A 24,469-nucleotide genomic window follows, 5' to 3' on the forward strand; every position below is an offset into this window, starting at 1 on the left:
CCGATCAGGTCGCGGAGCTTCGAGGATTCGCGACGGCGCGATGTGCCCGTCTGCACTCGTACCTCGGTGTACTGATGCGCTTTCCTCACCGGCGGGCGAACCGCGAATGCGGTCCTCAGCGTCCGACTCGGCGCGCTCGGCACCCTTCAGGAAGACGGGAAACGGCCCAGTTGCAGAACCGTTCGACCCCGTCTTTCGGCCCTGCGGAAAGGCGCGGGTCCGTGTGGCCTCGGGGCTTTTCCGTAGTCGATGGTGACGAGGGTGCGGGGGCAGCCGGGGATGCAAGGGCGGACGAACGGGAGCCGTGGCGGTGCGGCAAGGAGAGGGGAGCGCCGACTGCGGCGAGGTCCTTACACAATCCCGAGATCGACTGTGACGGCGAAAGGTGCGGTCGCCTTCACCGAGCCGGTGAACGTCTCGCCGTCCCGGTAAGCCTTGGTGGCGGGATCGAGAACGTAGGTATACACGATCGGCACCCCGGTGGCGGCCTGCTCGATGCGCCAGTAGAAGGGGATGCCGGCCTTGGCGTACTGGTCCACCTTCACGATCCGGTCCGTGGTTTCTGACCCTGGGGATACGACCTCGACGACCAGGAGGACGTGCTCGGGGCGGGTGGGTGTGAGGTCGATGGTCTCCGCCCGGTAGACGGTGACGTCCGGACGGCGGTTGGTGAGCGGCACATCCTGCAAGCGGACATCGAAGTCCGTGTCGGCGTTCCAGTCCGGGCCAGCGGCGGCGTCCAAGGCGTTGGCCAGGAGGCGGGCCAGCCGATTGTGCCGCTTGGAGGCGCTCGGGCTCACGACGACCATCCCGTCCACGATCTCGATGCCGGCGCACTGCTCCTCGGACCAGGAGTCGTACTGCTCCGCGCTGATCTGCGTATGCATCCACGCGGGCGCCACCATCTCGGCGGTCATGGTGTACCTCCTTCGAGAGGCCTCGGCAGGTCCGGCGCTGCTGCGCTCAGCCTACTGTTCCGAGGTGCCGGGCTGCCCGACCCGCAAGGGAAGGAGCCGCCCACCACGTCATGGCACATAGGGGTGATTCGGCCGAGTGGGGCGGGTCCGTGAGGGTCGGCCGGTGGCGCCGGGCGTTGTGAGAGGCTGGGCCGCATGAATCGGTTGGCTGGTGTGACCTCGCCTTATCTGCTTCAGCACGCTGATAATCCGGTCGACTGGTGGCCGTGGGGGCCGGAGGCCTTCGAGGAGGCGCGACGGCGCGATGTGCCGGTCCTGCTGTCGGTCGGCTACGCCGCGTGCCACTGGTGCCACGTGATGGCCCACGAGTCCTTCGAGGACCCGGCCGTCGCCGACCACCTCAACGCGCACTTCGTGGCGGTGAAGGTGGACCGGGAGGAGCGGCCCGACGTCGACGCCGTGTACATGGAGGCCGTGCAGGCCGCGACCGGCCAGGGCGGCTGGCCGATGACCGTCTTCCTGACGCCGGACGCCGAACCCTTCTACTTCGGCACGTACTTCCCGCCCGAGCCCCGTCACGGCATGCCCTCCTTCCCGCAGGTGCTCGACGGGGTCGCGGCAGCCTGGACGGACCGCAGGGAGGAGGTCGCCGAGGTGGCCGGGCGCATCGTGCGCGACCTCGCGAGCCGGTCCCTGACCGGCGGCGCGGGCTCCCTGCCCGGCGAGCAGGAGCTGGCGCAGGCCCTCCTGGGGCTGACCCGCGACTACGACGAGAAGCACGGCGGATTCGGCGGCGCGCCCAAGTTCCCGCCGTCCATGGTCATCGAGTTCCTGCTGCGCCACCACGCCCGTACGGGTGCCGAGGGCGCCCTGCAGATGGCCGCCGACAGCTGTGCGGCCATGGCGCACGGCGGGATCTACGACCAGCTCGGCGGCGGCTTCGCGCGGTACGCGGTGGACCGCGAGTGGGTGGTCCCGCACTTCGAGAAGATGCTCTACGACAACGCCCTGCTGTGCCGTGTGTACGCCCACCTGTGGCGGGCCACCGGGTCGGACCTGGCCCGCCGGGTGGCCCTGGAGACGGCCGACTTCATGGTCCGTGAGCTGCGGACCGCCGAGGGCGGTTTCGCGTCCGCGCTGGACGCCGACAGCGAGGACGCCCAGGGGCGTCACGTCGAGGGCGCGTTCTACGTCTGGACGCCCGCGCAGCTGCGCGAGGTGCTGGGCGAGGAGGACGCCGCGTTCGCCGCCGCGTACTTCGGCGTGACCGAGGAGGGCACCTTCGAGGAGGGGGCGTCGGTCCTGCGGCTCGTCCGGGAGGGGGAGGCGGAGGACCCCGACCCCGAGCGGGTCGCCGGTGTGCGGGCCCGGCTGCTCGCGGCCCGTGAGCTGCGGGCCCGCCCGGAGCGGGACGACAAGATCGTCGCAGCCTGGAACGGACTGGCGATCGCCGCGCTCGCGGAGACCGGGGCGTACTTCGGCCGTCCGGACCTCGTCGAGCGCGCCACCGAGGCCGCCGACCTGCTGGTGCGGGTGCACATGGGCGACGTCGCCCGGCTCTGCCGCACCTCACGGGACGGGCGGGCCGGGGACAACTCCGGGGTCCTGGAGGACTACGCAGACGTCGCCGAGGGATTCCTCGCGCTGGCCTCCGTCACGGGGGAGGGCGCCTGGCTGGAGTTCGCGGGCTTCCTGCTCGACATCGTGCTGGAGCACTTCTCCGGTGAGGACGGCCGGCTGTTCGACACCGCGGACGACGCCGAGCAGCTGATCCGGCGGCCCCAGGACCCCACGGACAACGCCACCCCGGCCGGCTGGACCGCCGCCGCCGGAGCCCTGCTCTCCTACGCCGCGCACACCGGCTCCGAGGCGCACCGCACGGCGGCCGAGGGTGCCCTCGGGATCGTCGGGGCGCTGGGCCCGAAGGCCCCCCGCTTCGTCGGCTGGGGGCTCGCGGTCGCCGAGGCCCTGCTGGACGGCCCGCGCGAGGTCGCGGTGGCCGGGCCGGTCGCCGGCGAGCTGCACCGGACGGCCCTGCTGGGGCGGGCACCCGGCGCGGTCGTCGCGGCCGGCGAGGGGCCGGACGCGGGCGCCGAGTTCCCGCTGCTGGCGGACCGCCCGCCGGTCGGGGGCGCACCGGCCGCCTACGTCTGCCGGCACTTCGTGTGCGACACGCCGACCACGGACGCGGAGGAGCTGGCCGCGAAGCTGGGCGGCTGACGGCGGCACGACGGGGGAGCGCCCCGGGAGCACGGCTGAGGGGCCCGGCGTCGCGCCGTGCCCCTCAACCGTGCGTACCGCGGGTCACCGCTGGTAGGCGACCAGCGAGATCCCGACGTAGTGCACCACGAACGCGGCCAGGGTCAGCGAGTGGAACACCTCGTGGAAGCCGAACCAGCGCGGTGACGGGTTCGGGCGCTTCAGGCCGTAGATGACACCGCCCGCGCTGTAGAGCAGCCCGCCGACGACGACGAGGACCAGCACCGCGACGCCGCCGGTGCGCATGAAGTCGGGCAGGAAGAAGACCGCGGCCCAGCCCATCGCGATGTAGCACGGGGTGTAGAGCCAGCGCGGGGCGCCGACCCAGAACACCCGGAAGGCGATCCCGGCCGCCGCGGCGCCCCAGACCGCCCACATGAGCGGCCGGCCGGTGGCCTCGGGCAGCAGGAGGAGGGTCAGCGGGGTGTAGGTGCCCGCGATGATCAGGAAGATGTTCGCGTGGTCCAGCCGGCGCAGGACCGCCTCGCCGCGCGGGCCCCAGGTGCCCCGGTGGTAGACCGCGCTCACGCCGAAGAGCAGGCAGGCCGTGGCTATGTAGACGGCACAGGCGATCCGCGCGCGCGTGCTGTCGGCCAGGGCGATCAGGGTGATGCCGGCGACGACCACCGCGGGGAACATCCCCGCGTGCAGCCACCCGCGCATCCGTGGTTTGACCGGGACGGGGTCCGTGAGCTCGACGGGTCCGGACGCGGAGGCGGCAGAAGTCATGTCCGCATGCTACCTACGCTTCCGTAGGTAGCGGATACGAGTGGCGATGCTCACGTGTGCGGCCCTCTGGACATATGGGCGCCGTCGTCGGATGATCAAATGAGTGCGGTCGGCACCGGATGAGCACCAGGGGATTTCGAAGGGGTCAGCATCCGGGTCGCAGCCCCCACGGGGCCGGACAACACACCCTCTCTACAAGGAGCGATCGTGGCGCGAGACATCGCGGCTCCCCTCACTGTTCCCACTCGGCACCGGGAGCTCGTCTCCTGGGTGGACGAGATCGCCGCCCTCACCGAGCCGGACCGCGTGGTCTGGTGCGACGGCTCCGAGGCCGAGTACGAGCGCCTGTGCGGGGAGCTCGTCGCCAAGGGCACCTTCACGAAGCTGGACCCGGTCAAGCGCCCCAACTCGTACTACGCCGCCTCCGACCCGAGCGACGTCGCCCGCGTCGAGGACCGCACCTACATCTGCTCCGAGAAGGAGGAGGACGCGGGCCCGACCAACCACTGGAAGGCGCCCGCCGAGATGCGGGAGATCTTCGCCGGGCGGGACGGCGTCTTCCGCGGCTCCATGCGCGGCCGGACGATGTACGTCGTCCCGTTCTGCATGGGCCCCGTCGGCTCCCCGCTCTCCGCGATCGGCGTCGAGATCACCGACTCCGCGTACGTCGCCGTCTCCATGCGCACCATGACGCGGATGGGCCAGGAGGTCCTGGACGAGCTCGGCGCCGACGGCTTCTTCGTCAAGGCCGTCCACACCCTCGGCGCCCCCCTGGCCGAGGGCGAGGCCGACGTCCCGTGGCCCTGCAACTCCACCAAGTACATCTCGCACTTCCCCGAGGACCGCGAGATCTGGTCCTTCGGCTCCGGCTACGGCGGCAACGCCCTGCTCGGCAAGAAGTGCTACGCGCTGCGCATCGCCTCCGTCATGGCCCGTGACGAGGGCTGGCTGGCCGAGCACATGCTGATCCTCAAGCTCACGCCGCCGCGGGGCGAGTCCACGTACGTCGCCGCCGCGTTCCCGAGCGCCTGCGGCAAGACCAACCTCGCCATGCTGGAGCCCACGATCCCCGGCTGGACCGTCGAGACCATCGGGGACGACATCGCCTGGATGCGGTTCGGCGAGGACGGCAGGCTGTACGCCATCAACCCGGAGGCCGGCTTCTTCGGCGTCGCGCCCGGCACCGGCGAGCACACCAACGCCAACGCCATGAAGACCATGTGGGGCAACTCCGTCTTCACCAACGTCGCGCTCACCGACGACGGCGACGTCTGGTGGGAGGGCATGACCGAGGAACTCCCCGCGCACCTCACGGACTGGAAGGGCAACGACTGGACCCCCGGGTCCGACACGCCCGCCGCCCACCCCAACGCCCGCTTCACCGTCCCCGCCGGACAGTGCCCGATCATCGCGCCCGAGTGGGAGGACCCGAAGGGCGTGCCGATCTCGGCGATCCTCTTCGGCGGCCGCCGCGCGTCCGCCGTCCCGCTGGTCACCGAGTCCTTCTCCTGGCAGCACGGCGTCTTCCTCGGCGCCAACGTCGCCTCCGAGAAGACCGCCGCCGCCGAGGGCAGGGTCGGCGAGCTGCGCCGCGACCCGTTCGCCATGCTGCCGTTCTGCGGCTACAACATGGGCGACTACATGAAGCACTGGGTCGAGGTCGGCAACAGCAAGGCGGACCGGTCGAAGCTGCCCAAGATCTACTACGTGAACTGGTTCCGCAAGAACGACGCGGGCGCGTTCGTCTGGCCCGGCTTCGGCGAGAACAGCCGTGTCCTCAAGTGGATCGTGGAGCGCCTGGAGGGGCGGGCCGAGGGCGTCGAGACGCCGATCGGCATCCTGCCGGCCGAGGGGTCCCTGGACACCGACGGCCTGGACCTCTCCGCGTCCGAGCTCGACTTCCTGCTGTCCGTCGACAAGGAGGTCTGGCGCGAGGAGGCCGCGCTGATCCCCGAGCACCTCAACACCTTCGGCGACCACACGCCCGAGGAGCTCTGGGACGAGTACCACGCGCTGGTCCGGCGCCTGGGCTGATCCCCGCACGGCCCCCGCGGCAGGGCCCCCGGTGTCCGCCGCGACCCGTCGGGCCCACGGCCCGCCGCCGCACGGCACCCGGAGCCCCCTCATGGTTCCGGGTGCCGCTCCTCCCAGGAGAACCCCTCCGGTGGAGCGGCACCCCGGACCGACGCGAACGTCCATGCATCGCCGACAACCCGCACACACCGCCTTCACGTCCGCCGGGCGGGGCCACGGCCCTCCCGGCCGCCGGTGGCTCCCGGTCCGCACGCCTTCGCGGCGCGTGGACCGGGGCCGTCAGGGGGTGCCGACCAGTGCGGTCGGCGCGGTGGGGGCCGCCAGGGCCGCGGCGTGCGCGTCCATGGCCTCGGCCGCGAGGATCGCGACGGCGGTGTCGGCGCGGGACGCGGCCACCACGAGGGCCCGGCCGGCGAGGGTGTGGGCCCGGCGGTGCAGGGCGGCCGGAGACGCCTCGCTCCGTCCGGCGTGCCGGGCGGGCGGCGCCGCGCGGAGCCTGGCCACCTGCTCGGCGATGCGTTCGCCCAGGACGGCGAGACCCAGCTCGTCGGTCACGGCGAGCAGTGCGGCGAGGTGTCCGGCGAGCTGGATGTCCAGCTCCTCCTCGCGGCTGCGGTGCGGGAAACCGGCGTCGCCGGCCGGCGTGTGGACCGACTTGGTGCGGATCGGCTCGTACATGGTGGCCTCCTGATGGTGCAGTAAGGCCATCCTATATTGGATTCAGTCTAAGGTTGTGTCGAATCCGGAAGTTCTTGACGTGCGGGCCGCTCAGGGCTGGCTGTAGCCGTCCAGGAAGTTCCCGATGCGCGTCACCGCGTCGCTCAGGTCCTTCGCGGGCGGCAGGGTCACCACCCGGAAGTGGTCGGGCTCCGGCCAGTTGAAGCCGGTGCCCTGCACCACCATGATCTTCTCCGCCCGCAGCAGGTCGAGGACCATCTGCCGGTCGTCCTTGATCTTGAAGACCTTGGGATCGAGCCTCGGGAAGAGGTACAGCGCCCCCTTCGGCTTCACACAGGTCACCCCGGGGATCTGCGTCAGCAGGTCGTACGCCACGTCCCGCTGCTCCAGGATCCGGCCGCCCGGCAGCACCAGCTCCTCGATCGACTGCCGCCCGCCGAGCGCGGTGGCCACCGCGTGCTGCGCGGGCATGTTGGCGCAGAGGCGCATGTTGGCCAGGACCGTGAGGCCCTCGATGTACGAGGAGGCGTGCGCCTTCGGGCCGCAGACCGCCATCCAGCCGGAGCGGTACCCGGCGATCCGGTAGTTCTTCGAGAGCCCGTTGAAGGTGAGCACCATCAGGTCCGGGGCGACGGCGGCGGTCGGGGTGTGCGTCGCGCCGTCGTAGAGGATCCGGTCGTAGATCTCGTCGGAGCAGACGACCAGGTTGTGGCGGCGGGCGATCTCGGTCAGCCCTCGCAGCATCGCGTCGTCGTACACCGCGCCGGTCGGATTGTTCGGGTTGATGATCACGAGCGCCTTGGTGCGGTCGGTGATCTTCCGCTCGATGTCGGCGAGGTCGGGCATCCAGTCGGCCTGCTCGTCGCACCGGTAGTGCACGGCCGTGCCGCCGGCCAGCGAGACCGAGGCCGTCCACAGCGGATAGTCCGGGGCGGGGACGAGCACCTCGTCCCCGTCGTCGAGCAGCGCCTGCATCGACATCTGGATCAGCTCGGAGACGCCGTTGCCCAGGTAGACGTCCTCGACGTCGAGGTCGATCCCCTTGGTCTGGTAGTGCTGCATCACCGCCCGGCGCGCGGACAGCAGGCCCTTGGCGTCGCCGTAGCCGTGCGCACCGGAGAGGTTGCGCAGGATGTCCTCCAGGATCTCCGGCGGGCATTCGAACCCGAACGCCGCGGGGTTGCCCGTGTTCAGCTTGAGGATGCGGTGACCTGCGGCTTCGAGCCGCATCGCTTCCTCGAGGACGGGACCGCGGATCTCGTAACAGACGCCGGAGAGCTTCGTTGACTGGATGACCTGCATGTCCGCGAGCTTACGACCGTGTTTCGCGCGGTGCTCCCGCATCTCACGCGGGTTCCCCCCTACGGGGACGCGTGCCGGCGCGCCCGGTCTTCCATCGGCATGCCGCCCTGGCCGCGGACCGTGGGAACGGCCGGTCGGGGCGGCGCCGCGGCTTGGAAAGCGGGCCTCGGGCGCGGGGCCGGTGAGATGCGCCACGCGGGGGTGTGCGCGGGCCCCGCGGAGCGGGTGCCTCCGCCCCCGGCGGGGCGGAGCGGTCGCTCCCGGCCGGGGCGGGACGGCTGCACTCGGCCGGGGCAGGACGATCGTTCCCGGCCGGGCAGGCCGGTCGCACTCGGCCGGGCGGGGCGGGGCCGCTCCCGGCCGGGTGGAGCGGCTGTTCTCAGCCGGGCAGGACGGTCCCCTCGGGCATGCGGACGCCGAAGTCCTCGGCCAGCACCCGCAGCACCTCGGCGGAGCCGGAGAGCTCCCGCTCCGCGACCGTGCCGTCGTCGGCCGTCTCCACCAGCGTCCGTCCGGACAGGGCGCGGTGCAGGCCCGGCAGGGTGCGCTGGGCGTACACCGCCTGGTGGAACGGCGACCGCGGGTTGGTCGCGATGTGCCAGTTGATCACCTCGTAGTCCGGGGCCTCGAAGGGCTCCAGGGTGAACTCGTACTGCGGCTCCCAGTAACCGCCCTTGTCCGTCTGGAGCTCCCACATCTCCAGCGGCCCGTCGTGCGGGGCGTGCACGAGCCGGTGGCGTCGCGGGGTGTCGAGCAGCTCGGCGTCGACCACCAGCGGGATCGGCTCCAACAGGGCGCCGTGCGAACCGAAACCGACGTCGGCGAGCCACGGGTCGGGCTCCCCCTCCACGTCCACCTGCATCAGCATGTGCGTACGGGGTCTGATGTCACCGGGCGCCGCACCCACCACCACCCGGGCGGTCAGCAGCGTCACCCGGAACCCGAGCTGGGTCAGGGCGGCGGTGAGCAGGGTGTTGTGCTCGTAGCAGTACCCGCCGCGCTCACTGCGGACGAGCTTCCTCTCCAGGTCCGGGAGCGCGAGGGAGGGCGCGCTGCCGAGGAGGGGCTCCAGATTCTCGAACGGGATGCCCAGCATGTGGGCGCGGTGCACGGACCGCAGCACCTCCACGGTGGGACGGCGCTCCCCGGACCAGCCGATGCGGGCGAAGTAGGCGTCGAGGTCGAGTGTCATACCCCGACACTACGCAGACACCCCTGCTGTTTCTCAAATGCCTTGACGGCGCAGGGGATACGGGCGCCGGAGCGCGCCCGGCGCCGTGCGCGTCCCGGCGGCCGGCGCGCCCCCCGCGGGCGGAACGGGGCGCCCGCGGACGGGCCCCGGGAGTCCGCCCGGCGAGGCCGCCGGGGCGGGGGTGCGGGGTCTCCGGGCGGGCCGGCGGTGCTCGGCCGGCGCGGCGCCCGGCCGGCGCGGCGTCCCGCGGTCCGGGTGCCGTTCCGTGCGCCGGGGTGTCCCGCGGTCCGGGTTCCACGCCGTGCGCCGGTCCGTGAGGTGATCCTTCCGGCGGCTTGATTTCGCCCCTTGTTGGACCTCCTCTCCATGCGACAACATGCGCATGCCAAAAACCGGAAGAACTCCGGTGGCGGACACCTCTGGAGGGGACCCCCACATGAACAAGCCTCTCGTCGGCGCACTTCTTTCCGTCCTGCTCCTCGGGGCGGGCGTCGCACCCGCGGCAGCGTCCACGGCCACGACCCCGGACGAGACCGGAGTCCGCGCGAAGGCGGTCACCTTCGCCGGCACGGTCGCACTCAGCAACTGCTCCGGCTCGGTCGTCCGGTCGCCCTCGTCCCAGCCGGGCGACCCCGCCCTCGTCCTGTCCAACGGCCACTGCCTGGAGACCGGCTTCCCGGCCCCCGGCCAGGTCGTGCTCAACAAGGCGTCGACGCGCAGCTTCACCCTGCTGAACGCCGCGGGCAGCGGAGTCGGCACCCTGCGGGCCTCGAAGATCGCGTACGGGACGATGACGGACACCGACGTCTCGCTGTACCAGCTCACCAGCACCTACGCCCAGATCGAGAGCACCTACGGCATCAAGGCGCTGGAACTCGACACCGCGCACCCGGTGAAGGGCGCCGCGATCACGGTCGCGTCCGGCTACTGGAAGCGCACCTACAGCTGTGCCGTCGACGGCTTCGCCTACCGCCTCAAGGAGGGGGCCTGGACCTGGAAGGACTCGGTCCGCTACACCTCCGCCTGCCAGACCATCGGGGGCACGTCCGGCTCCCCGGTGATCTCCGACGCGACCGGCAAGGTGGTGGCCGTCAACAACACCGGGAACGAGGACGGACAGCGGTGCACGGACAACAACCCGTGCGAGGTGGCCGAGGACGGCACCGTGACCGTCCGCAAGGGCATCAACTACGCCCAGCAGACGTACTCCATGGTGCCGTGCATCGGCACCGGCAGCCAGATCGACCTCAACCGGTCCGGCTGCGCGCTGCCGAAGCCGTAGCGACGACGGCGGGGGCGGGGCGGTCCGGCCGCCCCGCCCCCGCCGGGTCCCCCGGGGCGGCGCCGCTCAGCTCCGGGCGCCGTCCGTGCTCCGCACCGCCCGGCCCGCCAGGACGGAGGTCCGCCGGCCGTCCTCGATGACGAAGCGGCCGTCGATCAGGACGTGCGGGATGCCCACCGGCAGGACGCGCGGCTCGTCGAAAGTCGATCCGGCCGCCACGGTGGCCGGATCGAAGAGGACCAGGTCCGCGCGGTAGCCCTCGCGGACGAGCCCGCGGTCCGGCAGGCGCAGCCGGGCGGCCGGCCGTGAGGTCAGATGGGCGACGCACTCCTCCAGCGAGAGGATGCCCAGCTCCCGTACGTACCGGCCGAGGTACTGCGGGAACGTGCCGTACGCGCGGGGGTGCGGCTTGTCGCCCTGCAGGATGCCGTCGCTGCCGCCGGTGTGGACCCGGTGGCCCATGATCTGCCGGACGTTCTCCTCGTGGCCGACGTGCTGGAGGATCGTCGTGCCGAGCCGGTCCTCGATCAGCACCCGACGGGCCGTCACCCAGGGCTCCTCGCCGCGCAGCCGGGCCGACTCGGCGACCGTGCGGCCGACGTAACCGGACAGCCCCGGGTCGCCCACGCCGGAGATCTCGATCGAGTCCCACTCGATCGGGACGCCGTGACAGCCGTCGGAGCCCAGGACCTCCACATGGTGGCGGATGCGCTCCGCCGTCGGCCCGTCCGCGAGCCGGGCCATGACCGACTCCGGCCCGCCCTCGCTCGACCAGCTCGGCAGCATCGCCACCAGCGTCGTGCACCCGGGGGTGTACGGGTAGGTGTCGAGGGAGATGTCCGCCCCCGCCGCGAGTGCCTCGTCCAGGAGCGTCAGGAGCTCGGGCGCCCTGCCCTTGTTCACCCCGAAGTTCATGGTGGCGTGGGCGAGATGGAGGGCGCATCCGGCGTCCCGGGTGAGCTGCACCATCTCCTCGTACGCGGCGAGCGCGCCCGCGCCGTACGAGCGGTGATGGGGGCAGTAGTAGCCGCCGTGCGCCGCCACCACCCGGCACAGCTCGGTGAGTTCGGCGTCCTTCGCGTACATCCCCGGGGTGTAGGTCAGGCCCGAGGACATGCCGACCGCGCCCTCGGCCATGCCCTGGGCGACGAGCTCCCTCATGCGGTCCAGCTCGGCGTCGGTGGCGGGGCGGTCGTCCCAGCCGACGGCGAGCATCCGGACCGTGCCCTGCGGGATCAGGTAGGCGGCGTTGACGGCGATGCCCCGGCCGCCGAAGTTGCGGTCGAGGCGGTCCAGGTAGCCGCCGACGGTGCGCCAGTCGAAGTCGATGTCGGACCCGTCGCCGTTCCAGCCGGCGATGGAGCGGCGGACCTCGGCCAGGGTGCGGTCGTCGGCGGGGGCGTACGACAGCCCGTCCTGGCCCAGCACCTCCAGGGTGACGCCCTGGGCCGCCTTCGCGCTGTGGTCGGGGTCGCGCAGCAGGGCGAGGTCGCTGTGCGCGTGCATGTCGACGAAGCCCGGCGAGAGCGCGAGTCCGTCGGCGTCCAGGGTGCGGGCGGCGGAGGGGCGCGGGCCGTCGCCCTCCCTGCGGATCTCGGTGATCCGGCCGTCCGTGACGCCCACGTCGGCGCGGTAGGAGGGGGTACCGGTGCCGTCGACGACGCGGGCGTCGCGGATGACCAGGTCCATGGAGGTCGCCTTTCGGGTGGGGAGGGGCCGTTCCGCCGGGATCAGAAGAAGGTGCGGATGTAGTCGGTGACGGTGCCGTCCGCCTCCACCAGCGGGATCAGCTGCCACTTGTCGAAGGAGGTGCAGGGGTGGGAGAGGCCCATGCCGATCCAGTCGCCGACCTCCAGCTCGGCGTCCGGCTCCGTGCGGACCCAGCCGTGCTGGTCGGACAGCCCGCTGACGGTGATTCCGGTGGCGGGCCGCACCGAGCCGTCGCGTGCGGAGCGGACGACCTGCGCCTCGGGGAGGTCCAGGTCGTGGGCGGCGTCGCGCTTCCCGGCGTTCACGAACGCCTGCTCGGGCGTGGGACGGGACACCACCTGGGCCCAGAGGCGGAACGCGGGCTGCAGCGCCCCCTCCTCGGGGATCCGGTTGAAGGGGGTGAGGTGGCGGTAGTGACCGTCGTCATGGCTGACGTAGGCGCCGGAGCGCAGCAGCTTGAGCACGGGCCGGCTCAGCGGGGGGATCTCCGCGAAGACGTCGGCGACCGCGTCGAACCAGGCACTGCCGCCCGCGCTGACCAGGATCTCCCGGCCGTCGGCCGGATCGCCGAAACGCCCCGCGGCGTCGAAGCCGGCGGCGAGCGCGACGAGCCGTCGCAGCCACTCCCGCACGCGCTCCGGCGAGGCGTCCGGCACCTCGCCCTCGTAACCGGCGACGCCCACCAGGCGCAGGGTCGACGTGGCGGCCACCGCGTCGGCGACCGCCGCGCAGTCGGCCTCCGTACGGGCGCCGGTGCGGGCGCCCGCACCGGCGCCCAGCTCCACCACCACGTCGACCGGGCGCACCGCTCCGGCCGCCCGCAGGGCCTGGTCCATCAGCTCGACACCGCGCACGGAGTCGACGTAACAGGCGAAGACGAACTCCGGGTCGGCGTCCAGCTCGCCGGCCAGCCAGCGCAGCGCGACCGCGTCCACGAGCTCGTTGGCCAGGAAGATCCGCCGGATGCCGTGGGCGCGGTACACCCGGGCCTGGTGGGGCACGGCGGCGGTGATGCCCCAGGCGCCGTACTCCAGCTGGCGGGCGAAGAGCTGCGGGGACATCGACGTCTTGCCGTGCGGTGCGAACGCGAGGCCGTGCCGTTCGGCGTACGTCTCCAGCAGGGCGAGGTTGGCCTCGACGGACTCGGCGGAGAGGGCCAGCACGGGGGTGGTGAAGCCCCCGGTGAAGAGATTGCGGCGCTCGGCCGCGAGGGCGCCGACGGTCAGCCCCTCCGCGTCGGGCGGCAGCGCCTTGAAGCGGTGGTCGACCACCTCACCGGCGAGAGCCGTCGCGGACTGTTCGGCGGACTGCTGGGCGGCCAAGGGGTCCTCCTCGGGAACTCGATCGTTGCATCTTGTGCAACGGCCATTGCGCATATCGCTTGACGCTGTCTAACATCCGAGCCGATGCCGGGTCAATGGTGAGCACCGGCGCCCACGGCCGACCCTGAGGAGCCCAGAGTGCCCGGACACGCAGCCAGGACAGCCACCGCGGACGTCGTCTGCCTCGGTGAGTCCATGGTGACGTTCCTGCCCTCGCAGCCCGGCCGCCTCGCCGACGTCCCCTCCTTCGGCCGGGGCATCGGCGGCGCCGAGTCCAACGTCGCCTGCGCGCTCGCCGCCGCGGGCCACCGGGCGAAGTGGGTCGGCCGGGTCGGCGCCGACGGCTTCGGCGACCACCTCGTCGACGCGATCGCCGGATACGGGGTCGACACCTCCGCCGTGCGCCGCGACCCGGCCCGCCCCACCGGCATCTACTTCCGCACCGCGACGGACCGGGCCACCGACGCCCACGAGGTGGCGTACTACCGGGCCGGTTCCGCGGCCTCCGCGATGTCCCCGCACAACGTCCCGTACGAGGACCTGCTGTCCGCCCGGATCCTGCACCTGTCCGGCATCACCGCCGCGCTCTCCGCCGACTGCCTGGCTCTCCTGCACGACCTCACCGCCCCCCGCGAGGGGCGCCCGCTGGTCTCCTTCGACGTCAACCACCGTCCCGGCCTGTGGCGCGAGGGCACCGCCGGCCCGGATGTGCTGCTCGCCCTGGCCCGCCGCTGCGACCTCGTCTTCGTCGGGGAGGACGAGGCGGAGGAGGCGTGGGGGCTCCACGGCGCCGAGGCCATCCGCGCCGCCCTGCCGGAGCCGGACGTGCTCGTGGTGAAGCGGGGCGCCGAGGGCGCCACCGTCTTCTCCCGCACCGGCGCGGGCACCCGCACCGGCACGGACGGCGCCACGTACACCGGGGACACCGGGGAGGCCGGCCGCACCGCAGGGACCGGGGGCACCGGCGGCGTCGCGCCCGTCCGCACCGCCGGGAGCCCGGGGGAGGACACCGTCACCACCGTCCCCTCGCTGCGCGTGGACGTCGTCGCCGCCGTCGGCGCGGGCGACGCCTTCGCCGCCGGGTTCCTCTCCGCCACCCTGCGCGAGCTGTCCGTGCGCGACCGGGCCCGGCACGGCCACCTCATGGCCGCCGCCGTCCTCACCGTCCCCGGCGACCTCACGGGCCCCCCGCCCCGCGCCCACGCCGACCGGCTCGCCGCTCTGGACGACGAGGCCTGGGGGACACTTCGTCTCGGCCCCGGATGGACCGTCGCCGCCGGGGCGAACGAGGAGGTACGAGTCACATGAGCCAGACCGTCGACCGCGCGCTGAGCATCCTGCCGCTGCTCGCCCAGGGCCCCGCCGACCTCGGCCAGGTCGCCGAACGGCTCGGCGTCCACAAGTCCACGGCCCTGCGCCTGCTCCGCACCCTCCACGAACACGGCCTGGTCTTCCGCCAGGAGGACCAGCGCTACCGCCTCGGCGCGCGCCTCTTCGCGCTCGCGCAGGAAGCCGTCGAGAACCTCGACGTCCGCGAGATCGCCCACAGCCACCTCGTCGCGCTCAACGAACAGTGCGGGCACACCGTGCACCTCGCGGTGTACGAGGAGCACGAGGTCCTCTACATCGACAAGGTCGAGAGCCGCTATCCGGTCCGGATGTACTCGCGGATCGGCAAACCCGTCGCGATCACCGTCGCCGCGGTCGCCAAGCTGCTCCTCGCCGACCTCCCCGAGCCCGAGCGGCGCGCCATCGCCGAACGGCTCGACTACCCCATGTACACGTCCCGTTCGCTCCCGAACGCCGGTGCCTTCCTCAAGGAGCTCGCCGTCGTGCGCGAACAGGGCTGGGCCACCGACCTCGGTGGCCACGAGGAGTCCATCAACTGCGTCGGCGCCCCCATCCGGGGCGCGGACGGACGGGTCGTCGCCGCCATGTCGGTCTCCGCGCCGAACGTGGTCGTCACGGCCGAGGAACTCCTCACCCTGCTCCCGCTGGTGCGACGCACCGCGGACACCATCAGCCGGGAGTACTCCGGCACCACTCCCACCAAGAAAGCCTGAACCGCCATGACCGAGAAGACCGCCCTCACCCCGAGCACCCACACCGCCCCGCCCGCCAGGTTCTCGCACGGCGTCAGGAAGGGGAACATCCTCCAGGTCGCCGGCCAGGTCGGCTTCCTGCCCGCGGTCGAGGGCCAGGCCCCCACCCCGGCCGGCCCCACGCTGCGCGAGCAGACCCTGCAGACCTTCGCCAACGTCAAGGCGATCCTGGAGGAGGGCGGCGCGAGCTGGGACGACGTGATGATGATGCGCGTCTACCTCACGGACGTCGACCACTTCGCCGAGATGAACGCGATCTACAACGAGTACTTCGGCGAGCAGGACCTGAAGGCCCCCGCCTCCGCGCGTACGACGGTGTACGTCGGCCTCCCCAAGGGGCTGCTCATCGAGATCGACGCCCTCGCGGTCCTCGGCTGATCACCTGATCCCCCGGTCCTGCGGTCCGCCCCCGGACCACCGGACCCCGCACCACCCGCCCCACCGCACCACCGCGCAGCACGGCACGGCGCCCGACCGCCCCCGCACACGGCGCCGTGCCGCGCTCCCCCCTGCCCCGAAGGACCCCGTCACCAACGGAGTTGACCGCTCATGCTGCTCGCCGCCGCCCCCGCCCCCGAGGTGCCACCCCACACCGGTGGACTCCTCCTCCTGATCGGCGGGACCCCCGGTCTGCTGACCGTCGCCGCGCTCGGGATCGCGCTCCTGCTCTTCCTGATCATCAAGGTCAGGCTGCAGCCGTTCGTCGCGCTGCTCGCCGTGTCCATAGCCGTCGGCCTCGGTGCCGGCCTCTCCGTCACCGAACTCTTCGGCACGGTCCAGAAGTCCGCCGCCGTCTCCGTCATCGAGTCCGGCATGGGCGGCATCCTCGGCCACGTCGCGATCATCATCGGCCTGGGCACGATGCTCGGCGCGATCCTGGAGGTGTCCGGCGGGGCGGAGGTCCTGAGCGCCCGCCTGCTGAACCTCTTCGGCGAGAAGCGCGCCCCGCTCGCCATGGGGCTCACCGGCCTCATCTTCGGCATCCCGGTCTTCTTCGACGTCGGCATCTTCGTCCTCGCGCCGATCGTGTACGCCGCCGCCAAGCGCTCCGGCAAGTCCGTCGTCCTGTACGCGATGCCGCTGCTGGCCGGACTCTCCATGACCCACGCGTTCCTGCCGCCGCACCCCGGACCGGTCGCCGCCGCGGGCCTCTTCAACGTCTCCCTCGGCTGGGTCATCCTGATGGGCGCCCTCGTCGGCATCCCGTCCGTCCTCGCCGCCTGGGGCTACGCCGCCTGGATCGGCAAGCGCATCTTCGTCGAGGTCCCGCAGGACATGGTCGAGGCGGCCGAGGAGTCCCGGGCGGCCGTCGTCGCCGAACAGCGCGCGGCCGGCGTCACCCCGCACGAGAAGCCCGTCCCGCTCGGCACCGTGCTCGCGATCATCGGCACCCCGCTGATCCTGATCCTGGCCGCGACGTTCTCCTCCATCGCGCTGGACCCCTCCACCCTGCGCTCGGTCGTCGAGTTCTTCGGCAACCCCTTCGTCGCGCTGACCATCGCCCTGCTCCTCGCCTACTACCTGCTGGGCATCCGGCGCGGCTGGTCCCGCAAGTCCCTCGAAGCGGTCTCCACCTCCTCGCTGAAGCCCGTCGGCAACATCCTGCTGGTCGTCGGCGCGGGCGGGATCTTCGGAGCGGTGCTCAAGGGCAGCGGCATCGCCGACGCGCTCGCCGACACCTTCAACGACGTCGGTCTGCCGGTCATCCTGCTCGCCTGGCTGATCTCCGTCGTCCTGCGGGTCGCGCAGGGCTCGGCCACGGTCGCCATCGTCACCACCGCCGGCATCGTCGTCCCGCTCGTCGAGGGCCAGGACATGTCGCAGGCCCACCTCGCGCTGATCATCATGGCGATCTCGGCGGGCTCCATCTTCGCCTCGCACGTCAACGACGGCGGGTTCTGGATGGTCTCGAAGTACTTCGGTATCTCCGAGCGCGACACCCTGAAGACCTGGACCGTCCTGGAGACGGTGCTCTCGGTCGCCGGGTTCGTGGTCGCGGCGGCCCTGAGCCTCGTGATCTAGGTCCCCGCACGGACCCCGCCGGGCCGGGACATGCCGTCCCGGCCCGGCGGCGCGAGCGGGCCCGGCGGGCTCAGACCCACCGGACGCAGAGCACCGACCTGTCGTCGTTCACCTCGAACCGCCAGTAGTCCTCCCGGTCGTCACCGCCCTGCGAGCAAAAGCCGGGCGGGTAGGTGGACTGCGCGCGCCAGAGCGAGGTGATCTTCAGGATCACGTCGTAGCCCTGCGGCACGGTGTTCTTGCCGCAGTCCCACACCGTCATGAGCCGGGCGTCCGCCATCCGGTCGCCCTCGTGCTTGGACACGAAGCACTGCCCCACCCGGAACTGGCGCTCCACGCAGAGCGTGAGGCCGAACCCCGGCGCCGAACCCGGGTGCGTCCAGTGCGAACGGCCCGAGCCGCTCGGGCAGTCGGCGGAGCGGGTGCCCTCGTGCGTCGAGGTCACCCGGAGGTGGGCGCCGGAGGCGTCGCAGCCCACCGTCTCCGGAACCTCGGTCGACCAGTTGCCGTAACCGTCGTCCGAGGCGGTGAGGCAGTCCCCGGACGCCACCGCGCCGAACGCCTCGTCCTGCGCGTCGGGGGTCGGTACCGGCGACGGCCCGGGTGCCCCGGTGCCGGTCCGCGGGCCCGTGCCGGTCGCGCCGTCGTCGACGGGGGTGGCGCTCGTGCCCGGGCCCGCGCCGCCGGGGTCCGCGCCCGCGCCGGTGTCCGGCCGGCCGACCAGCCAGAGGACCAGCGCGGCGACGGCGAGCACCACCAGCCAGCTCATCGCCGACGAACCGTTCCCGGAGGGGGCCGGTGCGGGCGCCCGGGCCGGCTCCGGACGGGGAGACGCGAGGGCGACACCGGACGCCGCCGGCCAGGAGCCCGACGACGTCACGGAGGCGTGCTGCCGGGCCCGCTCCTCGGCCTTGGCCCGCCTCCTGCCGGCCTTCCGCTCCGCCTTCTCCCGGGCCTTCCGCTCGGCGTCCCGCCGCGTCTCCTCGGCCCTCCGCCGCTCCAGCTCCTGCTGCCGCTCCTGCTCGCGCAGCCGCTGCTGGACGAGACGGACCTGCTCGCGCTCCGGCCGTCTCCCCTCGGCGCCGTCCTCCTCGCGCTCCGGCTCCGGGTCCTCCCGGCCGGCCGGCCCGCGCTCCTGCGTGTACTCCCGGGTCGTGCCGGGCGCCGCGCCCGCGCCCGTGCTCCGGTCCACCGTCACGTCCTCGGCGTGTCCGGGGTCCGCCCCCCGGGCCACCTCACGCCCGTGCCGCTCGTACGCGCGGATCAGCTCCGTCCAGCGCCGCGGCAGCCAGTGGCGGCCCCCCTGCGTCACCGGGAGCCCCGCCAGCGACCGCCGGAAGCGCTCCAGCATCTCCGCGGGGAGCGGCCGCCGCGCCGGATCGACCGCGAGGCAGGGGCGTATCAGCGGCACCAGCTCATCGGGCAGCCCGTCGAGGTCGACCTCGCCCCGCTGCACCTGCGCCAGCAGGGCGAGCGTGCCGCTGTCCGCCCGGTAGGGAGGTCTGCCGAGCGCCATCTGGAACAGCGTCGCCCCGAGGGAGTACACGTCCGAGGCCTCCGTCGACTGCTCGCCCCGCGCCTGCTCGGGCGAGGTGAAGGCGATCGTGCCCAGGGTGACGCTCGTGAGGGTGAGGTCGCTCGCGTGCGAGATACCGAAGTCGATCACGCGCGGCCCGGCCAGCGGCAGCAGGATGTTCTGCGGCTTGAGGTCCCGGTGGATGACGCCCTCGCCGTGCAGCGTGACCAGTGCCTCCGCGGTGCCCGCCGCCAGCCAGCGCACGGCCGAGGCGGGCAGCACCCCCTCCGAGCGGACCAGCTCGGAGAGCGACGGCGCGGCGATGTAGTCGATCGCCATCCAGGGCAGCTCGGCCCGCGGATCGGCGTCCCGCACCCGCGCGGTGAACTCGCTGTCGATGCGCTGGGCCAGGCTCACCTCGCGGGTGAACCGCCGCCGGTCGACCTCGCTGACGACCCCTTCGGAGAGCAGGGTCTTCACCGCCACCAGCCGTCCGCCGGCCCCCCGGGCGAGATAGATGCGCCCCATGCCGCCGGAGGCCAGCCGGCCGATGAGGCGGTATCTGCCGAGCGTCTCCGGATCACCGCTTCCCAGCGGACCAACGTGCGGCCCTGCCATGCAACTTCTCCCGTCCAGCACCCTTCGGTCCCGCACGGGCAAGCGTCCCACGAGGAGGGTGCCGAGCGCACCGCCGTCCCGTGTCACGGAACGTCCACAGCTGCCCCGGGAAGGAGAGGGCCCGGCGAGGGTGGCCCCCGACCCCTTGTGCGAAGCGGAACTTTGCGCTTCGTTGATCGACATGGCCGAGACGAGCGACACCACACAGACCGGGGAGCTGGACTCCCGCCCACGTAGAGCCAGTTGGAAATACATCGGACCCGGCATCGTCGTCGCGGCGACGGGCGTCGGAGCCGGGGACCTGGTCGCGACCCTCATCGCGGGCAGCAAGTTCGGCTACACCCTCATGTGGGCGGCGGTCGTCGGCTGCCTCGTCAAGATCTCCCTCGCGGAGGCGGTGGGCCGCTGGCACCTGGCGACGGGCCGCACCCTCTTCGACGGCTGGCGCACCCTCGGCGGCTGGACCACGGGCTACTTCGCCGTGTACGTCGTCGTCTGGGGATTCGTGTACGGCGCGACGGCCATGTCGTCCAGCGCCCTGCCCCTCGTCGCGCTCTTCCCCGACGGCCCCGGTCTCAAGACCTGGGCGATCATCACCGGCCTGATCGGCCTGGTCTTCGTCTGGTTCAACCGGTACGCCGTCTTCGAGAAGGTCATGACGGTCCTCATCGGCGTCATGTTCGTCGTCGTGGTCTACGTGGCGATCCGGGTGGTGCCGGACATCGGCGCCTCCTTCGCCGGGCTGCTTCCGGTGCTCCCGGACGGCTCGCTGATCTACACGCTCGGCCTGATCGGCGGGGTCGGCGGCACCATCACCATGGCGGCGTACGGGTACTGGGTCAACGCCAAGGGATGGTCCAACTCCTCCTGGATGAAGGTGATGCGGATCGACAACCGGGTCGCCTACCTGACGACCGGCATCTTCGTCGTCGCGATGCTCATCGTCGGTGCCGAACTCCTGCACGCCTCGCAGATCGCCCTGACGAAGGGCGACCGGGGGCTCGTCGACCTCGGCCTGGTGCTGGAGGACCGCTTCGGTGCGGGCACCGCGAAGCTCTTCCTGGTCGGCTTCTTCGCGACGTCGTTCTCGTCGCTCATCGGGGTCTGGCACGGCGTGAGCCTGATGTTCGCCGACTTCGTGGAGCGGTTCCGGGCCGCCCGCGGCGCGGCCGGCGCACCGGAGTCGGGCGGCGGCGAGGTGGGCCGGCGGGAGCGTTCCGTGCCCTTCCGCGCGTACCTGCTGTGGCTGACGTTCCCGCCGATGACGCTGCTGTGGCTGGACGAGCCCTTCGGGCTGGTCATCGGCTACGGGGTGCTGGGCGCGTTCTTCATGCCGTTCCTGGCCCTGACCCTGCTGTGGCTGCTCAACTCCTCCCGCACCCCGCGGGAGTGGCGCAACGGCTGGCTCAGCAACGGGATGCTGAGCGCGGCGGGCCTGCTGTTCGTCGTGCTGTGCGTGCAGCAGGTGCGCGAACTGCCCTGGTAGGCCGGACGGCCCGGTGCGGCACGCGGAAGCGCGCGTACGCACGCGGCAGCGCCGCCGGGGGAGCGGCGGCGCTGCCGGGCCGGTGGGCCGGTGGGATCGCGGAGGCGGTGGTTACGGCAGGCCGTGGACGTGCGGGCCGACCGCGCCGGACCAGGCGTTGCCCGCGGTGGCGTCCCAGTTGGTGGACCAGGTCATCGCGCCGCGCAGGTCCGGGTAGGTCCTGGACGGCTTGAAGGACCCGCAGCCGGTGCCCTTGGTGAGGCAGTCCAGGGCCGCGTTCACGACGGACGGCGCGACGTAGCCGCTGCCCGCGCCCCGGGTGGAGGCGGGGACGCCGATGCCGACCTGGGACGGGGCGAGGCCGCCCTCCAGCTGGATGCAGGCGAGCGCGGTGAGGAAGTCCACCGAACCCTGGGAGTAGACCTTGCCGTCGCAGCCCAGCATGGAACCGCTGTTGTAGTACTGCATGTTGACGACGGTGAGGATGTCCTTGATGTTGAGCGCCGTCTTGAAGTACTCGCCCGAGGTGGACTGCATGTCGATGGTCTGCGGTGCCATCGTGATGACGAGGCCGGAGCCCGCCTTCGACGAGAGCGAGCGCAGGGCCTTCGTCATGTAGGTGGAGTTGAGGCCGTTCTCCAGGTCGATGTCGACGCCGTTGAAGCCGTACTCCTGGATGAGCGCGTACACCGAGTCGGCGAACGCGGTCGCGGAGGCGTCGCTGTTGACCGCGACCGCCCCCCGCTCCCCGCCGACGGAGATGATGACGTTCTTCCCGGCCGCCTGCTTGGCCTTGATGTCGGCCTTGAACTGGGCGACCGTGTAGCCGTTCAGCCCCGCCGAGTCCAGGTTGAAGGTGACCGCCCCCGGCGTGGCCGTGGCGTCCGCGAAGGAGACGGCGATGATGTCGTAGGCCGCGGGGACGTCACTGAGCTTCTGGACGGCCGCGCCGTTGTTGAAGTTCTGCCAGTAGCCGGTCACCGCGTGCTTGGGCACCGAGGCCGTCGGGCCGCCCGGCTCACCGGCCTTGGCCGTACGGCCGCTGACCGTCGCGGTCCTGACCGACTCCCCGGCGGCGTTGGTGGCGCTGACGGCGAACTGGTACGCGGTGTCCGCGGCCAGCCCCGTCACCGTCGCCGAGGTGCCGGTGGACGTGGTCGCCTTCGTCCCGTTCCGGTAGACGGTGTACCCGGTCGCGCCGGAGACGGCGTTCCAGCTCAGGGAGACGGAGGACGCGGTCGTCGCCCCCACGGCGAGCCCGGCGGGGGCCCCGGGGACCGCGGGCTCCGGGTCGGTGCCCCCGCCGCCGTCCGGCCCGGTCACCTGGACGTCGTCCACGACGTAGGCGGGCTGGCCGTACCAGCCGTGGGTGTAGACGGTCACCGAGGTGGTCGAGGGGCCGGTGGTGAAGCCGGTCTTCAGCTGGGTCCAGCTGCCGGAGCCGGGCGTCCAGGTGGAGACGTCCGTGGTCCCGGTGCCGCTCGCGCCGAGGTAGGCGTAACCGCCCTGCACCCAGGAGCTCAGCGCATAGGTCGAGTTCGGCTTCACGGCCACGGTCTGCGTGCACCGGGCGTTGTCCTGCCCGGCCGGGGTGGCCCGGAGCGCGGAGGTGCCGCTGTGCACGGGGGAGGAGACCGCGGTGCCGCTGCCGCCGGAACAGGTCCAGCCCGCCAGCCCCGACTCGAATCCGGCGTTCTTCGCCACGTTGACGTCGGCGGCCTGCGCGCTGCTCGCGAGCCCGGTGACGGCCAGCGCTCCCGCCGCGACCACGGCGACCGCCCCGCCGAGGACGGGACGGATCCGGCTCCTTCTGTGCCTGCTGCTGCCTGCGGAGCGTTCCACTTGCTGCCTCCGGTGGGGGAGTTGGGGGTGCTGCCGGGGACGGTGGCCACCGTTGGCCGATAAACTGGTCCAGACCAATCGAGTTGTCAAGACCTCTGACGGTACGGATACGTGCGGCGGCCCCGCCGTAGGGTGCCGGAGGTGTTCGCGCGCACCATCGGGTGACCTTTCCCGGGCCCCGGGCATGCACTCGCACGAGTGACGCGGCGGGGGTCTTCGGAACGTGACGGCGAGGATATGGAGGAAGTCCGGCAAAAACCGCCCTCACCCACCCTGAGCTGGGCGAATCAATTCCCCGGCATTTCAAACCGGCGCGGCCGAGGTGACTCTGCGCAGTGGTGCAGGAGTTAACCACTTTGCTTTTCGTCCGATTTCGTACGGAGGAGTGGTGAACGTCGCTGCCGCACGTCTTCGTACTGGGTTCCGTTATCTGTTCTCTGCCCGGTCTGACGTGGTTAAAGTGCTGGGGAAGAAGCACGGAGCAGGAGCGATTGCGGCCGAAGTCATCCCCGACGACGGCCGGGGCCGAACGGGGAAGAGCGTGCCGACCGCAATAGCAGTGACCAGTGCCGACCTGGTGCTCCCGCCGACCGACCGGCAGACACCCACGGCGGCGCTGCTCCAGGCGCCCGACGCCCAGCCCCTCGACCTCGCCGTCGGTGACATGAACCTCCTGCTGGAGCGGCACGGTCACGTCGTCGCGGTCTACCCCGCGGGTCTCGGCCCCGCCCACGAACGCAGGCTGTACGCCGTCCGCTCGGTCCTGGAGAGCGACCGCATCGCCCTGGTCGGGGTGGACCTGCCGCCCCTCGGCGTCGCCGTGCTCGTCCGCCAGCTGCGCCAGCTCTCCGTCTGCGACTTCAGCCCGGGAGTGGTGGCCTCGGCGGCCCGGCTGCTCGCCCACTACATCCACGCCGGAGCCCTGCTGAACTCCGTGGCCCGGCTCGACCGGGTCCCCGTCAGCCTCAGGACCCACGCCAGGTCCTGGGTGCCGGGATCCCAGTTCGCCGTGTTCGCCGGCCCCGGTCCGCAGCTCGTCAGGATCGGCCCGTCGGCCGAACCGCCGGCCGGACCGCCCTTCGCCACCCACCTGTTGCTCGCCAAGGGGCAGCAGGCCTCCGAGTGGATCGAGCAGACCCTCGTCCCGGCCTGGGGGGTGCAGACCGTCCAGGAGTGCGCGCTGCCGTCCGGCTCGGCACGCTGGTGGGGAACGGGGAGGCTGGTGGAGTTCGCCTCGTTCCTCCCGGACATCTCCGTGATCTACCAGCTGGTGTCCTCCGTGCGCCGGGAGAACTGCCACTGGTGCGGGATGGAACTCATCGGCGACCGCTGCGCGTTCTGCTCCTCCCCGCTGGCCCCGGCGGAGAACCGGACGCACTCCCCGGGTGTCCTGGGCCACGGAGCGCCCGCACCGCCCGCCGCCTAGCGCGCCCGGGGCTCTCCGCACACACCGCGCAT

The 24,469-nt window shown here is 72.3% G+C and carries 18 protein-coding genes; 9 read left to right on the forward strand and 9 right to left on the reverse strand.

Features of this window, described 5'->3' with window-relative positions; translation table 11 throughout:
* Nucleotides 1–350: 350 nt before the first annotated feature.
* A complete protein-coding gene (locus ABZ172_RS15420) occupies nucleotides 351–917 on the reverse strand; it encodes a Uma2 family endonuclease (RefSeq protein WP_356884118.1) in 567 nt (188 codons plus the stop codon).
* A 195-nt stretch (nucleotides 918–1,112) separates the two neighbouring features.
* Between ABZ172_RS15420 and ABZ172_RS15425 the strand changes: the two genes are divergently transcribed.
* A complete protein-coding gene (locus tag ABZ172_RS15425; RefSeq protein ID WP_356884120.1) occupies nucleotides 1,113–3,137 on the forward strand; it encodes a thioredoxin domain-containing protein in 2,025 nt (674 codons plus the stop codon).
* Nucleotides 3,138–3,221: 84 nt separating this feature from the next.
* On the opposite strand, the gene ABZ172_RS15430 is transcribed toward ABZ172_RS15425, so the two are convergent.
* Nucleotides 3,222–3,905, reverse strand: a complete 684-nt coding sequence (locus ABZ172_RS15430) for a hemolysin III family protein (protein WP_356884122.1) — start codon at nucleotides 3,903–3,905, stop codon at nucleotides 3,222–3,224.
* A 207-nt stretch (nucleotides 3,906–4,112) separates the two neighbouring features.
* Here ABZ172_RS15430 and ABZ172_RS15435 point away from each other — a divergent pair, with 207 nt between their 5' ends.
* Nucleotides 4,113–5,939: a phosphoenolpyruvate carboxykinase (GTP) gene (locus tag ABZ172_RS15435; protein WP_356884124.1), complete on the forward strand. Its 1,827-nt coding sequence runs from the start codon at nucleotides 4,113–4,115 to the stop codon at nucleotides 5,937–5,939.
* Nucleotides 5,940–6,218: 279 nt separating this feature from the next.
* Here ABZ172_RS15435 and ABZ172_RS15440 read toward each other — a convergent pair whose 3' ends face one another.
* The 3 genes from ABZ172_RS15440 to ABZ172_RS15450 all read right to left on the reverse strand — a co-directional run bounded on the left by ABZ172_RS15440 (nucleotide 6,219) and on the right by ABZ172_RS15450 (nucleotide 9,111).
* The gene (locus tag ABZ172_RS15440; RefSeq protein ID WP_356884126.1) at nucleotides 6,219–6,617 is read right to left on the reverse strand and encodes a hypothetical protein; all 399 of its coding nucleotides are present in this window, start codon (nucleotides 6,615–6,617) and stop codon (nucleotides 6,219–6,221) included.
* 90 nt (nucleotides 6,618–6,707) lie between these two features.
* Nucleotides 6,708–7,919, reverse strand: coding sequence for a pyridoxal phosphate-dependent aminotransferase (locus ABZ172_RS15445; protein ID WP_356884128.1), 1,212 nt, complete (start codon nucleotides 7,917–7,919; stop codon nucleotides 6,708–6,710).
* Nucleotides 7,920–8,298: 379 nt separating this feature from the next.
* Nucleotides 8,299–9,111 (reverse strand): arylamine N-acetyltransferase, encoded by an 813-nt coding sequence (locus ABZ172_RS15450; RefSeq protein WP_356884130.1) that lies wholly within the window; start codon nucleotides 9,109–9,111, stop codon nucleotides 8,299–8,301.
* Nucleotides 9,112–9,547: 436 nt separating this feature from the next.
* Here ABZ172_RS15450 and ABZ172_RS15455 point away from each other — a divergent pair, with 436 nt between their 5' ends.
* Complete coding sequence (locus ABZ172_RS15455) at nucleotides 9,548–10,393, forward strand: serine protease (protein ID WP_356884132.1); 846 nt, start codon at nucleotides 9,548–9,550, stop codon at nucleotides 10,391–10,393.
* Nucleotides 10,394–10,459: 66 nt separating this feature from the next.
* Here the strand turns inward: ABZ172_RS15455 and ABZ172_RS15460 are convergent, their stop codons facing one another.
* Nucleotides 10,460–12,082: a D-aminoacylase gene (locus ABZ172_RS15460; RefSeq protein ID WP_356884134.1), complete on the reverse strand. Its 1,623-nt coding sequence runs from the start codon at nucleotides 12,080–12,082 to the stop codon at nucleotides 10,460–10,462.
* Between the two features lie 41 nt (nucleotides 12,083–12,123).
* Entirely contained in the window at nucleotides 12,124–13,425 is a 1,302-nt protein-coding gene (locus tag ABZ172_RS15465; protein WP_356884136.1) for an alanine racemase, read from the reverse strand.
* A 138-nt stretch (nucleotides 13,426–13,563) separates the two neighbouring features.
* On the opposite strand from ABZ172_RS15465, the gene ABZ172_RS15470 reads away from it, so the two are divergent.
* The 4 genes from ABZ172_RS15470 to ABZ172_RS15485 all read left to right on the forward strand — a co-directional run bounded on the left by ABZ172_RS15470 (nucleotide 13,564) and on the right by ABZ172_RS15485 (nucleotide 17,549).
* Entirely contained in the window at nucleotides 13,564–14,733 is a 1,170-nt protein-coding gene (locus ABZ172_RS15470) for a sugar kinase (RefSeq protein WP_356884138.1), read from the forward strand.
* Nucleotides 14,730–15,488 carry an IclR family transcriptional regulator gene (locus ABZ172_RS15475; RefSeq protein ID WP_356884140.1) on the forward strand — a complete coding sequence of 253 codons (759 nt, stop codon included), beginning with the start codon at nucleotides 14,730–14,732 and terminating at the stop codon, nucleotides 15,486–15,488. The genes ABZ172_RS15470 and ABZ172_RS15475 overlap by 4 nt, the downstream gene beginning before the upstream one ends.
* A gap of 6 nt (nucleotides 15,489–15,494) precedes the next feature.
* The gene (locus tag ABZ172_RS15480; protein WP_356884142.1) at nucleotides 15,495–15,905 is read left to right on the forward strand and encodes a RidA family protein; all 411 of its coding nucleotides are present in this window, start codon (nucleotides 15,495–15,497) and stop codon (nucleotides 15,903–15,905) included.
* 171 nt (nucleotides 15,906–16,076) lie between these two features.
* The gene (locus ABZ172_RS15485; protein ID WP_356884144.1) at nucleotides 16,077–17,549 is read left to right on the forward strand and encodes a gluconate:H+ symporter; all 1,473 of its coding nucleotides are present in this window, start codon (nucleotides 16,077–16,079) and stop codon (nucleotides 17,547–17,549) included.
* 70 nt (nucleotides 17,550–17,619) lie between these two features.
* Here ABZ172_RS15485 and ABZ172_RS15490 read toward each other — a convergent pair whose 3' ends face one another.
* Nucleotides 17,620–19,683, reverse strand: coding sequence for a protein kinase (locus tag ABZ172_RS15490; protein ID WP_356884146.1), 2,064 nt, complete (start codon nucleotides 19,681–19,683; stop codon nucleotides 17,620–17,622).
* Between the two features lie 181 nt (nucleotides 19,684–19,864).
* On the opposite strand from ABZ172_RS15490, the gene ABZ172_RS15495 reads away from it, so the two are divergent.
* Nucleotides 19,865–21,169, forward strand: coding sequence for an Nramp family divalent metal transporter (locus ABZ172_RS15495; RefSeq protein WP_356884148.1), 1,305 nt, complete (start codon nucleotides 19,865–19,867; stop codon nucleotides 21,167–21,169).
* 111 nt (nucleotides 21,170–21,280) lie between these two features.
* On the opposite strand, the gene ABZ172_RS15500 is transcribed toward ABZ172_RS15495, so the two are convergent.
* Entirely contained in the window at nucleotides 21,281–23,011 is a 1,731-nt protein-coding gene (locus ABZ172_RS15500; RefSeq protein WP_356884150.1) for a glycoside hydrolase family 18 protein, read from the reverse strand.
* A 559-nt stretch (nucleotides 23,012–23,570) separates the two neighbouring features.
* Here ABZ172_RS15500 and ABZ172_RS15505 point away from each other — a divergent pair.
* Entirely contained in the window at nucleotides 23,571–24,437 is an 867-nt protein-coding gene (locus ABZ172_RS15505; protein WP_356884152.1) for a hypothetical protein, read from the forward strand.
* Nucleotides 24,438–24,469 lie beyond the last annotated feature (32 nt).

It is taken from the genome of Streptomyces sp. NPDC006296 (genome assembly GCF_040613235.1).
Classification (GTDB): Bacteria; Actinomycetota; Actinomycetes; order Streptomycetales; family Streptomycetaceae; genus Streptomyces.

Bases quoted from the DNA above. Each gene is read 5' to 3' on its own strand.
- ABZ172_RS15485 (WP_356884144.1), top strand. From the start codon at position 16,077: ATGCTGCTCGCCGCCGCCCCCGCCCCCGAGGTGCCACCCCACACCGGT.
- ABZ172_RS15455 (WP_356884132.1), top strand. From the start codon at position 9,548: ATGAACAAGCCTCTCGTCGGCGCACTTCTTTCCGTCCTGCTCCTCGGG.
- ABZ172_RS15475 (WP_356884140.1), top strand. From the start codon at position 14,730: ATGAGCCAGACCGTCGACCGCGCGCTGAGCATCCTGCCGCTGCTCGCC.
- ABZ172_RS15430 (WP_356884122.1), bottom strand. From the start codon at position 3,905: ATGACTTCTGCCGCCTCCGCGTCCGGACCCGTCGAGCTCACGGACCCC.
- ABZ172_RS15420 (WP_356884118.1), bottom strand. From the start codon at position 917: ATGACCGCCGAGATGGTGGCGCCCGCGTGGATGCATACGCAGATCAGC.
- ABZ172_RS15460 (WP_356884134.1), bottom strand. From the start codon at position 12,082: ATGGACCTGGTCATCCGCGACGCCCGCGTCGTCGACGGCACCGGTACC.
- ABZ172_RS15480 (WP_356884142.1), top strand. From the start codon at position 15,495: ATGACCGAGAAGACCGCCCTCACCCCGAGCACCCACACCGCCCCGCCC.
- ABZ172_RS15440 (WP_356884126.1), bottom strand. From the start codon at position 6,617: ATGTACGAGCCGATCCGCACCAAGTCGGTCCACACGCCGGCCGGCGAC.
- ABZ172_RS15425 (WP_356884120.1), top strand. From the start codon at position 1,113: ATGAATCGGTTGGCTGGTGTGACCTCGCCTTATCTGCTTCAGCACGCT.
- ABZ172_RS15450 (WP_356884130.1), bottom strand. From the start codon at position 9,111: ATGACACTCGACCTCGACGCCTACTTCGCCCGCATCGGCTGGTCCGGG.
- ABZ172_RS15490 (WP_356884146.1), bottom strand. From the start codon at position 19,683: ATGGCAGGGCCGCACGTTGGTCCGCTGGGAAGCGGTGATCCGGAGACG.
- ABZ172_RS15445 (WP_356884128.1), bottom strand. From the start codon at position 7,919: ATGCAGGTCATCCAGTCAACGAAGCTCTCCGGCGTCTGTTACGAGATC.
- ABZ172_RS15495 (WP_356884148.1), top strand. From the start codon at position 19,865: ATGGCCGAGACGAGCGACACCACACAGACCGGGGAGCTGGACTCCCGC.